Raw genomic sequence first — 15,775 nt, 5'->3', positions numbered from 1 at the left:
CAACCACCCTCTGGGGAGGAAAGGACCGCGACGCCGAGGGCTTGCATGCCTCTCGGGTCCGGCGTAGTGTGACCTGCATAACACGAATACCAGCACCGGAACCCACGTGCGACTGGTCCCCGCAACGGACCGGCTGTGAGGCGTCGAAAGCGCCACCGCAGCCAAAAAATGTGCACGCCTGATACCGATGCCAACGGTTCGTGCGGAGCGGTGTCGCGAGTGATCGCGGCACCGCTCCACTACGTGCAGAGGGCCTCTGCCCTTCCCTCAGGGCCGCGGAAGCCGATCCGAGGTCAGAGCCTGGCCCCGCGGGGTCAGAACTCCAGATCGACCACGACGGGCGCGTGGTCCGAGGCGCCCTTGCCCTTGCGCTCCTCGCGGTCGATGAAGGAACCGGTGACCGCCGACTGCACCGCTGGGGAGCCGAGCACGAAATCGATGCGCATCCCTTCCTTCTTCGGGAACCGCAGCGCCTGGTAATCCCAGTACGTGTAGACGCCGGGGCCCTCATGGTCAGGTCGCACCACGTCGGCATAGCCGGCGTCGACGATCGCGCGGAACGCCGACCGCTCGGGCTCGGTGACGTGCGTCTTCCCCTCGAAAGCGGCCATGTCCCACACGTCCTCGTCGAGCGGGGCGACGTTGAAGTCGCCGACCAGGACGGTGCGGGAGTCCTTGTCCGCGGTGAGCTCGCGCTCGCCCTCGGCGCGCAGCGCCTCGAGCCATCGCAGCTTGTACGCGTAGTGGGGGTGGTCCACCTCGCGCCCGTTGGGCACGTACAGCGACCAGATCCGCAGCTCGTCGCCGACGACCCCGCTGATCGCGCGGGCCTCGACCACGCCGGTCTCGTCCTCGGGATAGGCAGGGACGGCCGGCAGCTGGGTCTGCACGTCGCTCAGGCCGACGCGGGAGATCAGGGCGACCCCGTTCCACTGGTTCAGGCCGTGGGTGCTGACCTCGTACCCGGCCTCCTGCAGTGCCGTGAGATCCAGCTGCTCGGGCTTGGCCTTGGTCTCCTGCAATGCCAGGACGTCGACCTCGTGACGCTCCAGGAAGGCGAGCACACGGTCCATCCGTGCCCGCAGCGAGTTGATGTTCCAGGTGGCGATGCGCATGCCCGTGATCCTACGGGGCATGACGGGCGCGGCGCGGGGCGCCGCGGGCCACGGCAGGCTCCGTGCAGTCGTAAGCTGTGGCCATGGCGCGCGCACTCGTCACCGGTTCGACATCAGGACTGGGTCTGGAATTCGCCTGGCAGCTGGCAGGCACAGGTCATGATCTCGTGCTGGTCTCACGGGACGAGGACCGGCTCCATGCTGTGTCCGAGCAGATCCGCGACGTCCACGACGTCCGCGTCGAGATACTCCCCGCGGACCTCTCCGACCGGGAGCGGCTGGAGCGGGTCGCGGTCCGTCTCACCGACCCCGTCGATCGGATCGACCTGCTCATCAACAACGCCGGCTACGGATTGCGCGGCGGCTTCCTCGACATCGGCGTCGAGGACCACGAGAAGCAGATGGACACCCTCATGAAGGCTGTCCTGGTGCTCTCCCATGCCGCGGCCCGCACCATGGTGCAGCGGCGGCGCGGCGCGATCCTCAACGTGAGCTCGCTGGCGGGCTATACGACGGCTGGCCCGTACGCCGCGTCCAAGAGCTGGGTCACCGTCTTCACCGAGTCGCTCGCGATGGAGCTCAAGGGCACGGGCGTCAGCGCCACCGCGCTGCTGCCCGGGTTCGTGCAGACCGAGTTCCATGAGCGCGCCTCGATGTCCATGGACGGCATGCCTCGTGTCACCTGGCTGAAGGCGCCGTTCGTGGTCGAGCAGGCGCTCAAGGACACCGCCAAGGGCACTGTGCTGTCGATCCCCTCGGTCAAGTACCGCACCGCCGGCGAGTTCTCCCGCATCGCGCCCAGGCCGCTCATCCGGGCGATGACCTCTCCGAACTGGTACCGCCGGTTCCAGCAGCGGGCGGTCCTCCAGTCCCAGCGGAAGGCATCGCGTCGTGCGCTCCGGGCGCCGTGGCAGCGGGACGAAGAGGCGTAGTGCGCAGCGGCGGCTGCGCTGAGCTCCTGCGGCGATGAGCTGTCCCTTGTGCACGGTCCCTTATCCTGTCCGCATGCCTCAGACCCCCTCTGCTCCTGACCCGTCCGCCCCGATCGATGTCGCGCGCGAGCGTCTGCGCGAGCTGATCCGCGACATCGCCGTGGTGCGTGGTCACGTCATCCTCTCCTCGGGCGCCGAGGCCGACCACTACGTCGATCTGCGCCGGATCACGCTGCACCACGAGGCGGCTCCGCTCGTCGGCCGCGTGATGCTGGACCTGTTGCGCCGCGAGGGCCTCGTGCCCGGCGTCGAGGCCGTCGGCGGGCTCACCCTGGGCGCGGATCCTGTCGCCACCTCGATCATGCATGCTTCCGCCTACGAAGCCGCAGCGGGCAGCCCGGCCGCTCCGCTGGACGCCTTCGTGGTGCGCAAGGCCAACAAGGCCCACGGCCTGCAGCGTCGTATCGAGGGCCCCGAGGTCTCCGGGCGCCGGGTCATCGCCGTCGAGGACACCTCCACCACCGGTGGCAGCGTCCTGACCGCCTGCGAGGCGCTCACCGAGGCTGGTGCGGACATCGCCGCGGTCGCGGTGATCGTGCACCGTTCCGAGGCCTCCCGTGAGGCCGTCGAGGCCGCCGGGTACCGCTACCTCGCGGCCTACGACATCTCCGAGCTGGAGATCTGACAGCACCTGGCCAGTAGTCAGGGCTTCCCGGTAGGTCGCGTCCGCCCCGCAGGTCCTCAGACCTGATCGGCGGAGAAGGTGTCGCAGGATGCCACGGTGCCCTCCTGGTAGCCGGTGGTGAACCATGCCCGTCGCTGCTGCGAGGAGCCGTGGGTCCAGGTCTCCGGACGCACCTCGCCGCCGGCGACGTCACCTTGGATGTGGTCATCGCCCACCGCGCTCGCCGCGGACAGCGCCGAGCTGATGTCGTCCTCGGTGAGCGGGGACAGCATCGTCTGGCCGTTGTCGTCGGTGGAGGTCGAGGCGTGGTGCGCCCAGACCCCTGCGTAGCAGTCGGCCTGGAGCTCGAGCCGCACCCCGTCGGACTGCGTCCCCGTGTGCTCACGGTCCAGGCCCTGCATCGTGCCGGAGAGGTACTGGATGTGGTGGCCGTACTCGTGGGCGACCACGTACATCTTCGCCAGCTGGCCGCCGTCGGCCCCGTACTGCGAGCTCAGGGAGTCGAAGAAGGAGACGTCGACGTACAGGGTCGAGTCGGCGGGGCAGTAGAAAGGGCCGACGTCCGCGGTGGCCGCGCCGCATCCGGTCTGGACCGTGCTGGTGAAGACCTTTCCGGTGGGCTCGACGAAGTCGATGCCGGAGTCCGGGGCGAGCTGCGCCCACAGGGAGTCCGCGGATTCGACGGTCGCCTGCACCAGGCAGTCGTCGCGCCGGTTGGCGTCCTCGCCGGTCTGGCATTCCTCCAGGGCGCCGCCCTCGGCGACAGGGCCCTGCTGGGTGCTCGAGGGGTCGGATCCGCCGAGCAGTTCGAGCGGGTTGCCGCCCAGGACGATGTAGATCACCAGGATCACGACCAGCACGCAGCCGCTGCCACCGCCGATCTTCAGCCCGCCGCGCCCGCGGCCTCCAGGGCGGAACCCACCGGGGCGGAAACCTCCGCCGCCCCCGCCGCCACCTGCACGGGAGACGTTGTCGGAGCGGATCTCCGCATTCGGATTGAAGGTCATGGCGACAGAGTAGACCGCGGCGGTGCCGTGGTCAGGCGGAACAGTGTTCGTGAAGGTCCTGCGCAACCGGGCGCGCGGTGCCGCGTCGGGCGAATCCCTGCACCTACCATGGACGGTGGGTCGGCATGCTGCTCCGGGCGAGGCGACGTGACGTCCGTCGGAGAACCTGACCGGGCGGACGACGACAGCAGGCATCCGGTACGCCCACAACCATTGCGCCCATCGCGCCCCTTGCGCCGTTGACGGCCGGACCGCACACGGAGGAGATCCGCATGAACATCGTCGACTGGGCCGTGAGCACCATGGACAGCCTCGGCGCCCTGGGCGTGGGCCTGCTGATCTTCCTCGAGAACGTGTTCCCCCCGATCCCGTCCGAGGTGATCCTGCCCCTGGCCGGTGTGGCCGCGGCCGGTCCGAACCAGAACTACTGGGCGATGCTGTTCGCCTCCCTCGTCGGATCCCTGACCGGGGCGTGGCTGCTGTACGGGCTGGGCCGGCTGCTGGGTCCGGAGCGCCTGCGCACGCTCTTCCTCAAGCTTCCCCTCCTGCACGTGAAGGACTACGACAAGACTGTCGACTTCATGGACCGGCATGGGCACAAGGCGATCTTCTTCGGCCGCATGGTCCCCGGGGTGCGCTCCCTGATCTCGATCCCGGCTGGTCTGTACGCGATGCCGCTGTGGACCTTCAGCCTGCTCACCCTCGCCGGCAGCGCCATCTGGAACACGGTGTTCGTGACCATTGGGTACTTCCTGGGCAGCAACTGGACCGTGATCGAGCCGTACACCGACATCTTCTCCAACGTGGTCTACGTGATCGTGGCCCTGGTCATCGTGGTGTTCGCGGTCCAGATCATCCGTCGTGAGGTCCGACGCCGCAAGCTCGGGCTCCCGGACCCCGACGACGAGATCCTCGAGCAGGAGCAGGAGCAGGAGCAGGAGCAGGAGCAGGAGCAGGCCGTCGAGGGCGATCCTGGCGCCGGAGCCGGCCGATGATGGCGGAGTCCGAGCCCACTCCTGAGCCGCAGCCGACTCCCGAGCCGCAGCCGACTCCCGAGCGGGTGGTCGGCGTCGGCCCGCACCCGAGCCCGTGGCCCGAGGGCGACCACCTCGACCCCGAGCTCCTGGCCGACGGGGACCGGCGCAACGTCGAGGACCGGTTCCGGTACTGGCGGCGCGAGGCGATCATCGCCGAGCTCGACACCCATCGCCACGAGCTGCATGTCGCGATCGAGAACCTCGAGCACGACGCCAACATCGGCTCGGTGGTGCGCACGGCGAACGCCTTCGCGGTGGGGGCGTTCCACATCGTCGGCCGACGCCGCTGGAACCGCCGCGGCGCGATGGTCACCGACCGCTACCAGCACGAGATCCACCATCCCGACGCAGCGCACCTCATCGCGTGGGCCCGGGAGCAGGGGCGTCCCCTCGTGGCGATCGACCTGGTCCCCGGCGCGATGCCGCTGGAGCACACGGCGCTGCCCCGCAACGCCGTGCTGGTGGTGGGCCAGGAAGGGCCAGGGGTCAGCGCCGAGCTCCTGGACGCGGCGGACCTCGTCGTCGGCATCACCCAGTTCGGATCCACGCGCTCGATCAACGTGGGCGCCGCGGCGGCGATCGCGATGCACAGCTGGATCCTGCAGCACGCGGAGATCCCCGACCGACCCCTGCGCTGAGGGCGGTGTCCGCGAGGGACCTCCGACCAGAGGCCGCCCAGCGCACTGTGGAACAATGGGCACGATCGAACGACCCTGAGCGGCGACTCCATGCCGCCGGTCGTCGCAGACCCTCTTCAGTGAAGGAGAATGCCCCATGGCAGTCGCAACCCCGGATCAGTACGCAGAGATGATCGACCGCGCGAAGGCGGGCAAGTTCGCCTACCCGGCCGTGAACGTCTCGAGCTCCCAGACCGCCATCGCCGCCCTGCAGGGCTTCAGCGATGCGAACACCGACGGCATCATCCAGGTGTCCTTCGGTGGTGCCGAGTACCTCTCAGGCTCCACCGTCAAGGACCGCGTCGCCGGTTCGCTCGCGCTCGCCGAGTTCGTGCACGCGGTGGCCAAGAACTACCCGATCAACGTCGCGCTCCACACCGACCACTGCGCCAAGGAGGTTCTGCCCACCTGGGTCGAGCCCCTGATCGAGTGGGACCTCGAGAACCGTGTGAAGAAGGGCCTGAACCCGCTCTTCCAGTCGCACATGTGGGACGGCTCCGCCGTGCCGGTCGACGAGAACCTCGAGATCGCCGAGCGTCTGCTCGAGAAGTCCGTCGAGGCCAAGAAGATCCTCGAGATCGAGGTCGGCGTCGTCGGCGGCGAAGAGGACGGCGTGCAGGCCGACGTCTCCAACGACAAGCTCTTCTCCACCCCCGAGGACGGCCTGAAGACGGCCGCGAAGCTCGGCCTGGGCGAGCGCGGTCGCTACCTGACCGCACTGACCTTCGGCAACGTGCACGGCGTCTACAAGCCGGGCAACGTCAAGCTGACCCCGTCGATCCTCCTGGACATCCAGAAGGCCGTCGGCGCCGAGTACGGCAAGGACATGCCGTTCGACCTCGTCATGCACGGCGGCTCGGGCTCCTCCATCGAGGAGATCCAGACCGCTGTCGACAACGGTGTCATCAAGATGAACATCGACACCGACACCCAGTACGCCTTCACCCGCCCGGTGGTCTCGCACATGTTCGAGAACTACGACGGCGTCATGAAGATCGACGGCGAGGTCGGCAACAAGAAGGCCTACGACCCCCGCGCCTGGGGCAAGAAGGCGGAGGCCGGACTGGCCGCACGCCTGGTCGAGGCGGCGGAGAACCTCCGCTCGGCCGGCACCCACGTCTGAGCAGCCATGAGCTGAGCTGTCGATAGGCAGGTCTCGTACGACGACGGAACCCCGGAGCTTCGGCTCCGGGGTTCCGTCGTTCCTGGGGACGAGGTGATCATTCCTCGACGCCACACCGGTCCCTGGGAAGCAGCAATGCAGTGGATCGCCGTTCTACGGCACGCATGCAGTGCTGAGGGGGTGAGGCGATGCTGGGGTCAGCTCACCAGCGGTTGCCGGCGGCGCGCCCCATGACCCGCTTCAGGGCGGGCAGCACATCCGCGAGGAAGATGCCGGCGATGATGACGCCGCCCAGCATGAACAGCATCGAGGGGCCGCCGCGGCCGATCGGGTAGGGCAGCGAGAGGAAGCCCAGCAGCATCGCGACACCGGTGAGGATGCACCAGAACACCTTCGTGCGCTTGCTCGCCGCGACATAGGCGTCGGCGCGGAAGCGCAGGGCATTGACGAAGGCCCAGATCTCGACGGCCAGCAGGGCCAGGGCGAGCACGAGGAAGATCCACATCTGGATGGCAGCGATCATGCGCCCAGGATACGGGGGCCGTCTGGACGCCGCCAGGAGACCTCGGGGGCGGCCGCGGGGAACGGCTCATGCCCCCGGGTGACGGCTCCCCTCAGCGTCGACGGTCCGGATCCGAGCGGTCCGAGATCAGCAGCTCGATCGCCTCGGTGGTGGCCGGCGGCTCCAGGGCGCGCATCTCCTGCGTCATCGGCCGAGGACCGATCGCATCGCCGTCGGCGGCGACGACCAGGCTCGGCAGGAACTGCTTGGCCTCGGCGGATGTCAGCCCCGTCGCCTGGAGCAGATCGATCGCGAGGGAGCGCAGCTGGATCGCCAGGGTCACGCCCTCGAAGTGCCCGGCGCGGCCGGGACGCACCCCCTCGTCGTTGCGCAGGAGCATCTCCGGCGTGAGGTACGAGCAGAACAGGCGCAGCTTCCGGCGTGCCTCGGTGAAGTCGACCTCCTTGTGCGCGACCGCGGCGGCCAGCTCGGTGACGGCGTCGCGTGCGGCCAGCAGGGAGTCGGCCAGCGTGGAGTGCGCGTCGCCGTGCACGGCGTCGAGGAACTCCGTCTCCCGCCGGGCGATCACCCGCATGTTGCGCATCGCCCGATCGGAGCCGATCAGCAGGTGCTCGAGGCGTCCGACGTCGTCCGCGTGGCGCAGCCCGGTGGGGGAGAAGGTCGCCATCTCGTTGGCGACGTCGTTGGCGAGCTTCCACTCGTCGGTGTACTTCTGGGAGGTGTCGCGGATCGTCACCAGTGCTGCCTGTGCGACGCCCCGGTCGCCGCTGCGTGCGGCCAGGGCCAGCGACACCAGGGTGTCCTCCAGCTCCTGGTAGAAGGAGATCGCGGCGCGGCTCTGCAGGCGCCGAGGGTCCCCGGAGAGCAGCAGATGGATGATGATCGCGACCACCACACCGGTCACGGCATCCAGCACGCGACCGCCCGGGGTCATCCCGGGCGTGATCGGCATGATCATGACCAGCAGCGACTGGATGGCGGTCTGGAAGCCGAAGAGGTTCGACTTGTCGATGAAGCGCGCCGTCATGCCGGCGCAGAACACGACCACGAGGATCTGCCAGGTGCCGGATCCGATCAGGGAGCGCGCGACCTCGCCCAGCAGCACCCCGAACATCACTCCCGAGGCCATCTCGACGATCTTGCGCATCTTCTTCTCGATGCCGAAGCCGATGATGATGAAGGCGACGATCGAGGAGAAGAAGGGGTGCTCGTGGTTCCACAGCAGGCCGCTGACGGCATAGGCGATCGCCGCGGCGACGGCGGCGCGGCCGACGGTCAGGACGTCGTTGCGGCCGCGGGACAGACCGGTGGTGAACCAGGCGATCAGCGCGACGCGTGCACGCTCGAGCCAAGAGCTGTGGGAGGTGCTGGTCGGGCTCATGGGCGCACCGGGTCCTCGAGCCGCATCCGCAGCAGCTCCTCGAGGTTGAAGGTGTCGCCGTCGCGCGCACCACGGCCCACCACGAGCGGAGCGAGGGTCGGCTCGGGGGAGGATCCCTGCAGGCGTGCCCGCAGCCCGCCCTCGGCCCTCATCACGTAGTACCTGCCCTCGGTGTCCACGGCCAGCAGCCTGTCCTGTTTGAGGTACCAGCCCTCGAGCGCGGTGCGGATGCTGCCGGAGCCGGTGTACGGCTTCGCGCGCAGGGGGATCGGGCCGATGCCGGCCGCACGGAACTGCTCGATCGCCTGACGGATGATCGCGGTGGCCTTCTCGTGCTCGGCCTGCCTGGCATCGTGCAGCGCCTGCTCCTTGACCGCGAACACCTCCTGCCGGTGTCGGGTCCAGTCCTGCTGGTCGCCCTGTGCATTCATGCGGTCCATTCTTCCAGGTCCGCGTGATGAACGCTCGGGGAAGCCGTGGCCGGCCCGTGCGAATCCTGTGGTGGGGACGTGCACGCGGCGAGAAGCGTCAGCGTCCCGGCGTGGCTCCGAGCTTGGCGGTGGCCGGGCGCTCGCCGTGGTCGCGCTGGACCACGATCAGCTCCTGGGAGGCGTCGAGCCAGATCGATGCCGTCTCCTCGTCGGACCCGCCGATCACGACCTGCACCGACAGGGCCGCATCCAGCGGGACCGCACGACGCACGACGGCGAGGGCGATCGGGCCGAGATCCGCATGCAGCGCCGCGGAGGTGACGGTCCCGACGAGCTTGCCGTCGGACCCTCCCAGGCGCACCTCCCCGCCCGGGGCGGCGGGCACGTCCCGGGAGCCGTCGAGGTGCAGCATCACCAGGCGGCGCGGCGGCTGCCCGAGGTTCAGGACCTTCGCGACGGTCTCCTGCCCCCGGTAGCAGCCCTTGGTGGTGTGCACGGTGGTGCGCAGCAGATCCAGTTCGTGGGGGATGGTGCGCTCGTCGACCTCACGGGTCGCGCGGGCGCGATGGTCGGCGATCCGCAGCGCCTCCCAGGAGCTCATCCCGGCCAGATGCTCCGCGCGCCACGGCAGAGCGGTCAGGGGATCGGCCTCGAGGACGGTCAGCACGGCGCCGACGGGATCCTCCGGATCGGGGCCGTAGGCCACGCCGCCCGGGGCGACCTCGGGCCAGGGCTCGGACCAGACGGCGACGGGATCGGGGAGGCCGAGCTCGGGAAGCACCTCGGCGGCCGGTGCCAGGGCACCCAGCACCCGCAGGTCATCACGGTCGATCAGGTCGACGCGTGCCGCGAAGCGCATCATCTCCAGGTAGCTGCGCAGGCCGGCACGACGCCCGGCGTCCAGCACCAGCAGCAGGGCGTCCTCGTCGAGGACGACCGCCGAGGCGAGGTGCTCGACGCGGCCCTGCGGGCTGAGCACGGCCAGGCTCGAGGCGGAGCCGACGGGGGTCCCGGCCAGCACCTGCGTGGTGATCGTGGTCATCCAGGAGCGGGCATCCGCGCCGCGGACCTCGAGCACCTCGAACTGGCCCAGGTCGACGACCGACCGGTGATCCAGCAGGCGGCGCTGCTCTCGCAGCGGGGCGCCGTAATGGACGGGGACAGCCGCATCGGGGCCATCGCCGAGCACGGCCCCCGTGCGCAGCAGGAGGGGGAGGGGCGAGGACGGATCAGGCACGGTTCAGCTCCACGGAGAGGTAGGGGGCCATGGTCGACCCCTCGGTGTCGGTGGCGGGGACCCGGTGCTCCCACAGCCACATGAGGCGGCCGCTGATGTAGCCCAGCATCCGGGTGTCGGTGACCTCGGCGCCCTCCGGTGCGGCACGGGCGAGCTGGATGCGCGGCCCGCGGACCTCGCCGGCCCAGCTCTCCTCGGCGCCGTCGCGGCGCTCGAAGCGCGCCTGCAGCGCATGGGACACGAAGGCGGCCGGGTCGCCGGGCCTGGCGGCACGCGCCGCCGCGAGGTCCTGGCCCGGCACGGGACCGCCGACGGTCCAGATGCCGTCCTCGCGCATCAGCAGCGTGCGCTCACCCGATCCCGCGGCGGCGGGGGGCGTCGCGTCGTCCCGGGCGAAGGCGCTGGTCGGGGGCAGCGGCGCCGGATCGTCGATCTCGTGGATCGTGGACCGCCAGGCCAGGGTGCCGTCCTCGCGGGCGGTGCAGATCAGCTGCTGCTCGATGCGACGGTCGGGAACATCCGTGTTCCCGGGCCGATGCACCGCACCCTCACCCGTCCAGGTGCCCACCAGCCAGGCCAGCGGGTACAGCGATTCGGGGAGCGAGGTGTCCAGCGAGATGGGCATGGAGGCAGCTCAGTCGATCCGTCGCTCAGTGGTCGAACAGGCGGGTGAGCACCAGGACGGCGAAGGCCAGGGTTCCGAGGCCCACCAGGACCACCAGCGCGATGAAGAACAAGGAGAGAACGCTCATGCCCTGGAGTCTATCGCTCCGGATCGACCCGTGCGGCATGGGTGGGCAGCGGCGACGATCAGGGGATGAGGGTCACGGCGAGCTGGGCGACCACGCCGATCGTCGCCACGGGGACGGCACCCACCGCGAGGGACGGGAGGGGTTCCTTCGAGACGAGCGAGGAGCCGACGAGGAGCTGGGTGCAGCCGGCGCCGATCGCGGTCAGGAGCCCCGCCCCGATGGCGAACGGCAGCGCGGTCCCGGCCAGGCTCGTGGCGAGCAGGGCGGTGATCCCGGTCCCGGCGACGAGGGAGATCACGAACCGCAGTGTGGGCGGCAGCGGCGCGAGGTTGAGCAGGAGCGTCGCCGCCAGACCCGCGGTGATCGACGCGACCAGGCCCTCGCGGCCCAGCTGGACGGCCTCCACCTGGGCGATGACCCAGCAGGCCGCGGTGCCGGAGAGGAACACGCCGGCGACGGTCCCGGTGAGGGAGGAGGTGAGCTCGCGACGGTCCGTACGGAGCATCTGCTGGACGAACGCCGCGAACACCCCGGCGGCGCAGATCATCACGATCCCGGAGACCGGTGCGAAGCGCTCGGAGGCGGAGACGGCCACCGCGGCACCCACGATCCCGACCGTCGCGATCACGATCCGGGTCCCGAGGGCGGAGGGCAGCTCCAGGAGGTTGGGCCAGCCGATGCCCGCCAGCAGGGCGAGCGCCCCGATGATGACCGCCATCAGGACGGGTGAGGCGGGACCGGTGAGGGAGACCAGGGTCAGCAGCATCGCCAGGGCGGCGCCGAGCGGGGCGCGCTCGGGAGCGGTCATGGTGCCTCCCTCGCACTCGATTCCGGTCTCTTCGCCCGCACCGACGAGCGTGGTCGGACGGGCGCTACAGTGGCAGTCTACGAGTGCCCGCAGGCAGGGGCATACTCGGCACCTCGTTCTGATGCACGGAAGGACCCCATGATCACGACGGTTGCCTTGTCGCAGACCCACCGCGACGCGGCCCGTGACCTGCTCGATGCGGTCACCGCCCACGACGGAGTCGCCCCTCTGGACGAAGCGGCGCGTCTCGCCGTCACGGGAGGAGACGCACAGCATCTGCTCCTCGACCGTGAGCCCGCAGGAGCGGCCGACGACGATCGGCTGCTCGGCTATGCGAGCGTGCTGGCCGACGGCACGGTCCAGGGCATGGTCCATCCTGCGCACCGCCGGCACGGGCACGGCACCGCGCTGCTGCAGGCGGCCCTGGGCCTGCACGACGAGCCCGGTGTGTGGGCGCACGGCGCTCTCGAGGGCTCCCTCGCGTTCCTCAGCGCCGCAGGTCTCCAGGAGACCCGTCGGCTGCTGACCCTGCACCGCCGGTTCGACGCCGAGCACCCGACCGCCGCCGTTCCCACGCCGCGGCTGGAGGGACTGCACCTGGATTCCTTCGACGTGGACCGGGACGCCGACCGCTGGGTGCAGGTCAATGCGCTCGCCTTCGCCGATCATCCCGAGCAGGGCGCTCTGACCCGCGCCGATCTGGATCAGCGCATGGCCGAGCCCTGGTTCGACCCCGAGGACATGGTGGTGGCGCGGGACCAGGACGAGCTGGTCGGCTTCGTCTGGATCAAGCGCGAGGCCCCCGACCTCGGCGAGCAGGGCGCGGACCGCGCCGCGGCGCCTGCGGACGCAGAGATCTACGTCGTCGCGACGGACCCCTCGGTGCAGGGGCACGGCGTGGCCGGGTTCCTGCTGGCGGCGGCGCTGGATCGGCTGCAGGCCGCCGGCGTGCCCGGCGTGGAGCTGTACGTCGAGGCCGACAACACCCCGGCACTGCGCCTGTACGAGACCTGGGGCTTCACCGTCTCCGGCCGGGACGTGCAGATGCGTCCGACAGGGAAGGGCTGATCCGTGCGCGTAGCTCCCGGGAAGCCGCCCCCTGTCCTCGCCGCCGGTGCTCTGACCTGGCGTGAGGGCAAGAAGGGCCTCGAGGTGCTGCTGGTGCACCGGCCCCGCTACGACGACTGGTCCATCCCCAAGGGGAAGCTCGACAAGGGGGAGACCTTCCCCGAGGCCGCCGTGCGCGAGGTCGACGAGGAGACGGGGTACCGGGTGCGCCTGCACCGCCCCCTGCCGGCCGCGGTGTACCTGCTGCCCGACGGCCGCACCAAGATCGTCCAGTACTGGTGCGGCACCGTGCGGGCGAAGTCGGCTCCCGGGCCGGTGGATGCCCAGGAGATCGACGAGGTGAAGTGGGTCCGCCTGGAGGCCGCCGAGAAGCTGCTGACCCGTCAGGGGGACCAGGTCTGCTTGGAGACCCTGCGTCGTTTCCTGAAGGAGGACGAGCTCGTGACCGTGCCGATCATCGTGCAGCGGCACGGGGCGGCTCGTTCTCGGGCCAAGTGGCGCAAGGGGGAGGCGAGCCGACCGCTGAACTCGAAAGGCCGCAAGCAGGCCCTCGCCCTGCCGCCGCTGATCGATGCCTTCGATCCCCGCAGCGTGCTGAGCAGCCCGTGGGAACGCTGCGTGTCCACCATCGAGCCGCTGGCGCGGGTGGAGGGCCTGAAGATCCGTACGAAGGACGAGCTCACCGAGCATGCGCACCAGGAGCATCCCTCCCGGACCCGTGCCGTGATCGAGCGGGTCCTGCACGAAGGCCGGGGCATCGTGGTGTGCACCCACCGCCCGGTGCTGCCCACCGTGATCGGTGCCGTGCGGGCCGTCGCCCGGGCGAGCGCGGCCCTCGAGCTCCCGACGTCGAATCCGTTCCTCGCCGCAGGCGAGGCGCTGATGCTGCACACGACGCCGCAGGGAGTGGTCGTCGCGATCGAACGGCACCTGCCGAACATCGAGTGATCGGATCCTGCCGCGGCGACCGACGTGATGAGGGGATGAGGAGATGAGCGGCATGGACCGGTGGGACGAGAACAGCGTATTCCCCGACCATCGCGGATATCCCGAGGACCAGGGGTCGAGCTGGGACAGGTATCCGGCCTCCGAGCCCTACGGGTCCGAGCAGCGAGTCGGGGGACAGCACGAGATGGATCCCTATGGCGTCGGCCCGGGCGGGTCCGATCCCTATGCGGTCGACGGGACGGCGTCGGGCCCGTCGCCGTACGCCCCTGGCCCGGTCGGCCTCGGTGGGCCTGCGCCCTACGGGCCGCCTGCTGGGTTCTCCGGAGCGGACCTCTCCGGCGCCGGGTACCCGGGAAGCGGCTTCCCCGGGGACGGGATCGCCGGAGGTCCCCAGCATCCCGGATACCCCGGCGGGCTGTATGCCCTGATGCCACCGACCTCCGGGATGGCGGTGACCGGATTCATCCTGGGGCTGCTCTCCTTCATCCTCTGCCCGGGCCTGCTGGCTCCTGCGGGGCTGATCTTCTCGATCCTCGGGGTGCGGGAGACCTCTGCCCGGCGCGACATCCCCCGCAGGGGGCGCGGACTCGCGATCGCCGGGCTCGTGCTCTCCATCGTCTGCCTCGTGCTCGCCGTCCTCATGCTGGTGCTGGTGGTCGTCCTCGGGATGTTGTCCGAGCCCTCCTGATCCGGCGCACCGGGCCGACGTGGGCGACGCCCACCGTGCGACAACTGTGACCTGATCGTCCTTACCCCCTGACCTGCGGGTTCATGGGGGTCATCGGGCTGTTCATCTGGAGTTCATGCAAGGACGGGTGCGGTGTCACCTGCGCTCCTTAGCGTCAGCGGCGTCAGACCTCCCCGCACGACGTCCCTACATCTTCTCGGGCCCTCGGCCCCCGAAAGGACCTGCAGTGAACGTTCGCAAGAACAAGTTCGTCTCCCTCGCCGCGCTCGGCCTCATCGGCGGTATCGCCCTCTCCGCATGCGGTGGCTCCTCCGGCTCCGAGAGCGACGGATCCGACGGCGGCGGCGCCGCGGCGGGCGGCGGCTACGCAGAGCTGACCGGAAACCTCGCCGGCTCCGGTGCGTCCTCGCAGCAGAACGCGCAGACGGCGTGGACCGAGTCGTTCATGGGTCTCACCCAGGCCGACGGCGGCGACCTCACCGTCACCTACGACCCCACCGGTTCCGGCACCGGCCGCGAGCAGTTCCTCAGCGGCCAGGTCAAGTTCGCCGGCACCGACGCCGCACTCGAGGAGGAGGAGCTCGCAGCCTCCGCCGAGGTGTGCAACGGCGAGCAGGCCTTCGACCTGCCCGTGTACATCTCCCCGATCGCCGTGGTCTTCAACATCGAGGGCGTCGACTCGCTGAACCTGTCGCCCGAGGTCATCGGCGCGATCTTCGCCGGCGACATCACGAACTGGAACGATCCGAAGATCGCCGCGGACAACCCCGACGCCACGCTTCCCGACCTCGCGGTCGTCCCGGTGCACCGCTCCGACGACTCGGGCACCACCGAGAACTTCACCGAGTACCTCTCCGAGACGGCTCCCGATGCCTGGACCCACGGTCCGATCGAGACCTGGCCGATCAAGGGCGGCCAGTCCGGTGACGGCACCTCGGGCCTGATCTCCACCGTCGAGGGCGGCAACGGCACCATCGGCTACGCCGACGCCTCGCAGGCCGGGAATCTCGGCACCGCCGCCATCAAGGTGGGCGACGAGTTCGTCGAGTACAGCGCCGATGCCGCGGCCAAGGCCGTCGACGTCTCCCCGCGCGCCGAGGGACGCGAGGAGCACGACATCGTCGTGGACCTCGACCGCACGACCGAGGAGGCCGGCACCTACCCGATCGTCCTGGTCTCCTACCTCGCGGTGTGCGGGTCCTACGCCGACTCCGCCGAGGGCAACGCCGTGAAGTCCTACGCCTCCTACCTCGTCTCCGAGGAGGGCCAGAAGGTCGCCGCCGAGAACGCGGGCTCCGCGCCGCTGTCCTCCGAGATGTCGGCCGAGGCACAGAAGGCGATCGACGCGATCTCCGTCGGCTGA

Annotated in this window: 17 protein-coding genes; 9 read left to right on the top strand and 8 right to left on the bottom strand. The window is 70.1% G+C overall.

Annotated elements, in window-relative coordinates; genetic code table 11:
• Positions 1-314: 314 nt before the first annotated feature.
• A complete protein-coding gene (locus ACT3T5_RS05750; protein ID WP_444578209.1) occupies positions 315-1,115 on the bottom strand; it encodes an exodeoxyribonuclease III in 801 nt (266 codons plus the stop codon).
• An 83-nt stretch (positions 1,116-1,198) separates the two neighbouring features.
• Here ACT3T5_RS05750 and ACT3T5_RS05745 point away from each other — a divergent pair, with 83 nt between their 5' ends.
• Complete coding sequence (locus ACT3T5_RS05745; protein ID WP_444578210.1) at positions 1,199-2,047, top strand: SDR family NAD(P)-dependent oxidoreductase; 849 nt, start codon at positions 1,199-1,201, stop codon at positions 2,045-2,047.
• Between the two features lie 73 nt (positions 2,048-2,120).
• Positions 2,121-2,732, top strand: coding sequence for an orotate phosphoribosyltransferase (locus tag ACT3T5_RS05740; RefSeq protein WP_444578211.1), 612 nt, complete (start codon positions 2,121-2,123; stop codon positions 2,730-2,732).
• 56 nt (positions 2,733-2,788) lie between these two features.
• Here ACT3T5_RS05740 and ypfJ read toward each other — a convergent pair whose 3' ends face one another.
• Positions 2,789-3,739 carry a KPN_02809 family neutral zinc metallopeptidase gene (gene ypfJ, locus ACT3T5_RS05735; protein WP_444578212.1) on the bottom strand — a complete coding sequence of 317 codons (951 nt, stop codon included), beginning with the start codon at positions 3,737-3,739 and terminating at the stop codon, positions 2,789-2,791.
• A gap of 272 nt (positions 3,740-4,011) precedes the next feature.
• On the opposite strand from ypfJ, the gene ACT3T5_RS05730 reads away from it, so the two are divergent.
• The 3 genes from ACT3T5_RS05730 (at position 4,012) to fbaA (ending at position 6,576) form a co-directional block, all read left to right on the top strand.
• Positions 4,012-4,734, top strand: a complete 723-nt coding sequence (locus tag ACT3T5_RS05730; protein WP_444593824.1) for a DedA family protein — start codon at positions 4,012-4,014, stop codon at positions 4,732-4,734.
• Positions 4,734-5,414 carry a TrmH family RNA methyltransferase gene (locus ACT3T5_RS05725; RefSeq protein ID WP_444594013.1) on the top strand — a complete coding sequence of 227 codons (681 nt, stop codon included), beginning with the start codon at positions 4,734-4,736 and terminating at the stop codon, positions 5,412-5,414. The genes ACT3T5_RS05730 and ACT3T5_RS05725 overlap by 1 nt, the downstream gene beginning before the upstream one ends.
• Before the next feature lie 136 nt (positions 5,415-5,550).
• Positions 5,551-6,576 carry a class II fructose-bisphosphate aldolase gene (gene fbaA / locus ACT3T5_RS05720; protein WP_096165264.1) on the top strand — a complete coding sequence of 342 codons (1,026 nt, stop codon included), beginning with the start codon at positions 5,551-5,553 and terminating at the stop codon, positions 6,574-6,576.
• A gap of 202 nt (positions 6,577-6,778) precedes the next feature.
• Here the strand turns inward: fbaA and ACT3T5_RS05715 are convergent, their stop codons facing one another.
• From ACT3T5_RS05715 to ACT3T5_RS05690, 6 genes are all read right to left on the bottom strand, one after another.
• The gene (locus ACT3T5_RS05715) at positions 6,779-7,099 is read right to left on the bottom strand and encodes a DUF2516 family protein (protein WP_444578214.1); all 321 of its coding nucleotides are present in this window, start codon (positions 7,097-7,099) and stop codon (positions 6,779-6,781) included.
• A gap of 91 nt (positions 7,100-7,190) precedes the next feature.
• Positions 7,191-8,480 (bottom strand): FUSC family protein, encoded by a 1,290-nt coding sequence (locus tag ACT3T5_RS05710; RefSeq protein WP_444578215.1) that lies wholly within the window; start codon positions 8,478-8,480, stop codon positions 7,191-7,193.
• Positions 8,477-8,911, bottom strand: coding sequence for a hypothetical protein (locus ACT3T5_RS05705; protein WP_444593823.1), 435 nt, complete (start codon positions 8,909-8,911; stop codon positions 8,477-8,479). Before ACT3T5_RS05705 ends, ACT3T5_RS05710 begins: the two co-directional genes overlap by 4 nt.
• Before the next feature lie 97 nt (positions 8,912-9,008).
• A complete protein-coding gene (gene ygfZ / locus ACT3T5_RS05700; protein WP_444578217.1) occupies positions 9,009-10,148 on the bottom strand; it encodes a CAF17-like 4Fe-4S cluster assembly/insertion protein YgfZ in 1,140 nt (379 codons plus the stop codon).
• Positions 10,141-10,773 carry an FABP family protein gene (locus tag ACT3T5_RS05695; RefSeq protein ID WP_444593822.1) on the bottom strand — a complete coding sequence of 211 codons (633 nt, stop codon included), beginning with the start codon at positions 10,771-10,773 and terminating at the stop codon, positions 10,141-10,143. Before ACT3T5_RS05695 ends, ygfZ begins: the two co-directional genes overlap by 8 nt.
• A gap of 185 nt (positions 10,774-10,958) precedes the next feature.
• On the bottom strand, positions 10,959-11,708 hold the full coding sequence (locus ACT3T5_RS05690) for a hypothetical protein (RefSeq protein ID WP_444593821.1): 750 nt from the start codon (positions 11,706-11,708) through the stop codon (positions 10,959-10,961).
• Between the two features lie 138 nt (positions 11,709-11,846).
• Here ACT3T5_RS05690 and mshD point away from each other — a divergent pair, with 138 nt between their 5' ends.
• From mshD to pstS, 4 genes are all read left to right on the top strand, one after another.
• Positions 11,847-12,776 carry a mycothiol synthase gene (gene mshD / locus ACT3T5_RS05685; protein WP_444593820.1) on the top strand — a complete coding sequence of 310 codons (930 nt, stop codon included), beginning with the start codon at positions 11,847-11,849 and terminating at the stop codon, positions 12,774-12,776.
• A gap of 3 nt (positions 12,777-12,779) precedes the next feature.
• On the top strand, positions 12,780-13,724 hold the full coding sequence (locus tag ACT3T5_RS05680) for an NUDIX hydrolase (protein WP_444593819.1): 945 nt from the start codon (positions 12,780-12,782) through the stop codon (positions 13,722-13,724).
• A gap of 43 nt (positions 13,725-13,767) precedes the next feature.
• Positions 13,768-14,412, top strand: coding sequence for a DUF4190 domain-containing protein (locus tag ACT3T5_RS05675; protein ID WP_444593818.1), 645 nt, complete (start codon positions 13,768-13,770; stop codon positions 14,410-14,412).
• A gap of 226 nt (positions 14,413-14,638) precedes the next feature.
• Positions 14,639-15,775, top strand: a complete 1,137-nt coding sequence (gene pstS / locus ACT3T5_RS05670) for a phosphate ABC transporter substrate-binding protein PstS (protein WP_444578223.1) — start codon at positions 14,639-14,641, stop codon at positions 15,773-15,775.

Source organism: Brachybacterium sp. AOP3-A1-3, assembly GCF_052378285.1.
GTDB lineage: Bacteria > Actinomycetota > Actinomycetes > Actinomycetales > Dermabacteraceae > Brachybacterium.
The sequence above is the reverse complement of the archived record's forward strand: the minus strand, read 5'-3'. Positions and strand labels throughout refer to the sequence as shown.

Coding starts and splice junctions, on each gene's coding strand:
- ACT3T5_RS05745 (WP_444578210.1), top strand. CDS start 1,199: ATGGCGCGCGCACTCGTCACCGGTTCGACATCAGGACTGGGTCTGGAA.
- ACT3T5_RS05695 (WP_444593822.1), bottom strand. CDS start 10,773: ATGCCCATCTCGCTGGACACCTCGCTCCCCGAATCGCTGTACCCGCTG.
- ACT3T5_RS05710 (WP_444578215.1), bottom strand. CDS start 8,480: ATGAGCCCGACCAGCACCTCCCACAGCTCTTGGCTCGAGCGTGCACGC.
- ACT3T5_RS05730 (WP_444593824.1), top strand. CDS start 4,012: ATGAACATCGTCGACTGGGCCGTGAGCACCATGGACAGCCTCGGCGCC.
- ACT3T5_RS05690 (WP_444593821.1), bottom strand. CDS start 11,708: ATGACCGCTCCCGAGCGCGCCCCGCTCGGCGCCGCCCTGGCGATGCTG.
- ACT3T5_RS05725 (WP_444594013.1), top strand. CDS start 4,734: ATGGCGGAGTCCGAGCCCACTCCTGAGCCGCAGCCGACTCCCGAGCCG.
- ACT3T5_RS05705 (WP_444593823.1), bottom strand. CDS start 8,911: ATGAATGCACAGGGCGACCAGCAGGACTGGACCCGACACCGGCAGGAG.
- fbaA (WP_096165264.1), top strand. CDS start 5,551: ATGGCAGTCGCAACCCCGGATCAGTACGCAGAGATGATCGACCGCGCG.
- ACT3T5_RS05750 (WP_444578209.1), bottom strand. CDS start 1,115: ATGCGCATCGCCACCTGGAACATCAACTCGCTGCGGGCACGGATGGAC.
- ypfJ (WP_444578212.1), bottom strand. CDS start 3,739: ATGACCTTCAATCCGAATGCGGAGATCCGCTCCGACAACGTCTCCCGT.
- ACT3T5_RS05715 (WP_444578214.1), bottom strand. CDS start 7,099: ATGATCGCTGCCATCCAGATGTGGATCTTCCTCGTGCTCGCCCTGGCC.
- ACT3T5_RS05675 (WP_444593818.1), top strand. CDS start 13,768: ATGAGCGGCATGGACCGGTGGGACGAGAACAGCGTATTCCCCGACCAT.
- ACT3T5_RS05740 (WP_444578211.1), top strand. CDS start 2,121: ATGCCTCAGACCCCCTCTGCTCCTGACCCGTCCGCCCCGATCGATGTC.
- mshD (WP_444593820.1), top strand. CDS start 11,847: ATGATCACGACGGTTGCCTTGTCGCAGACCCACCGCGACGCGGCCCGT.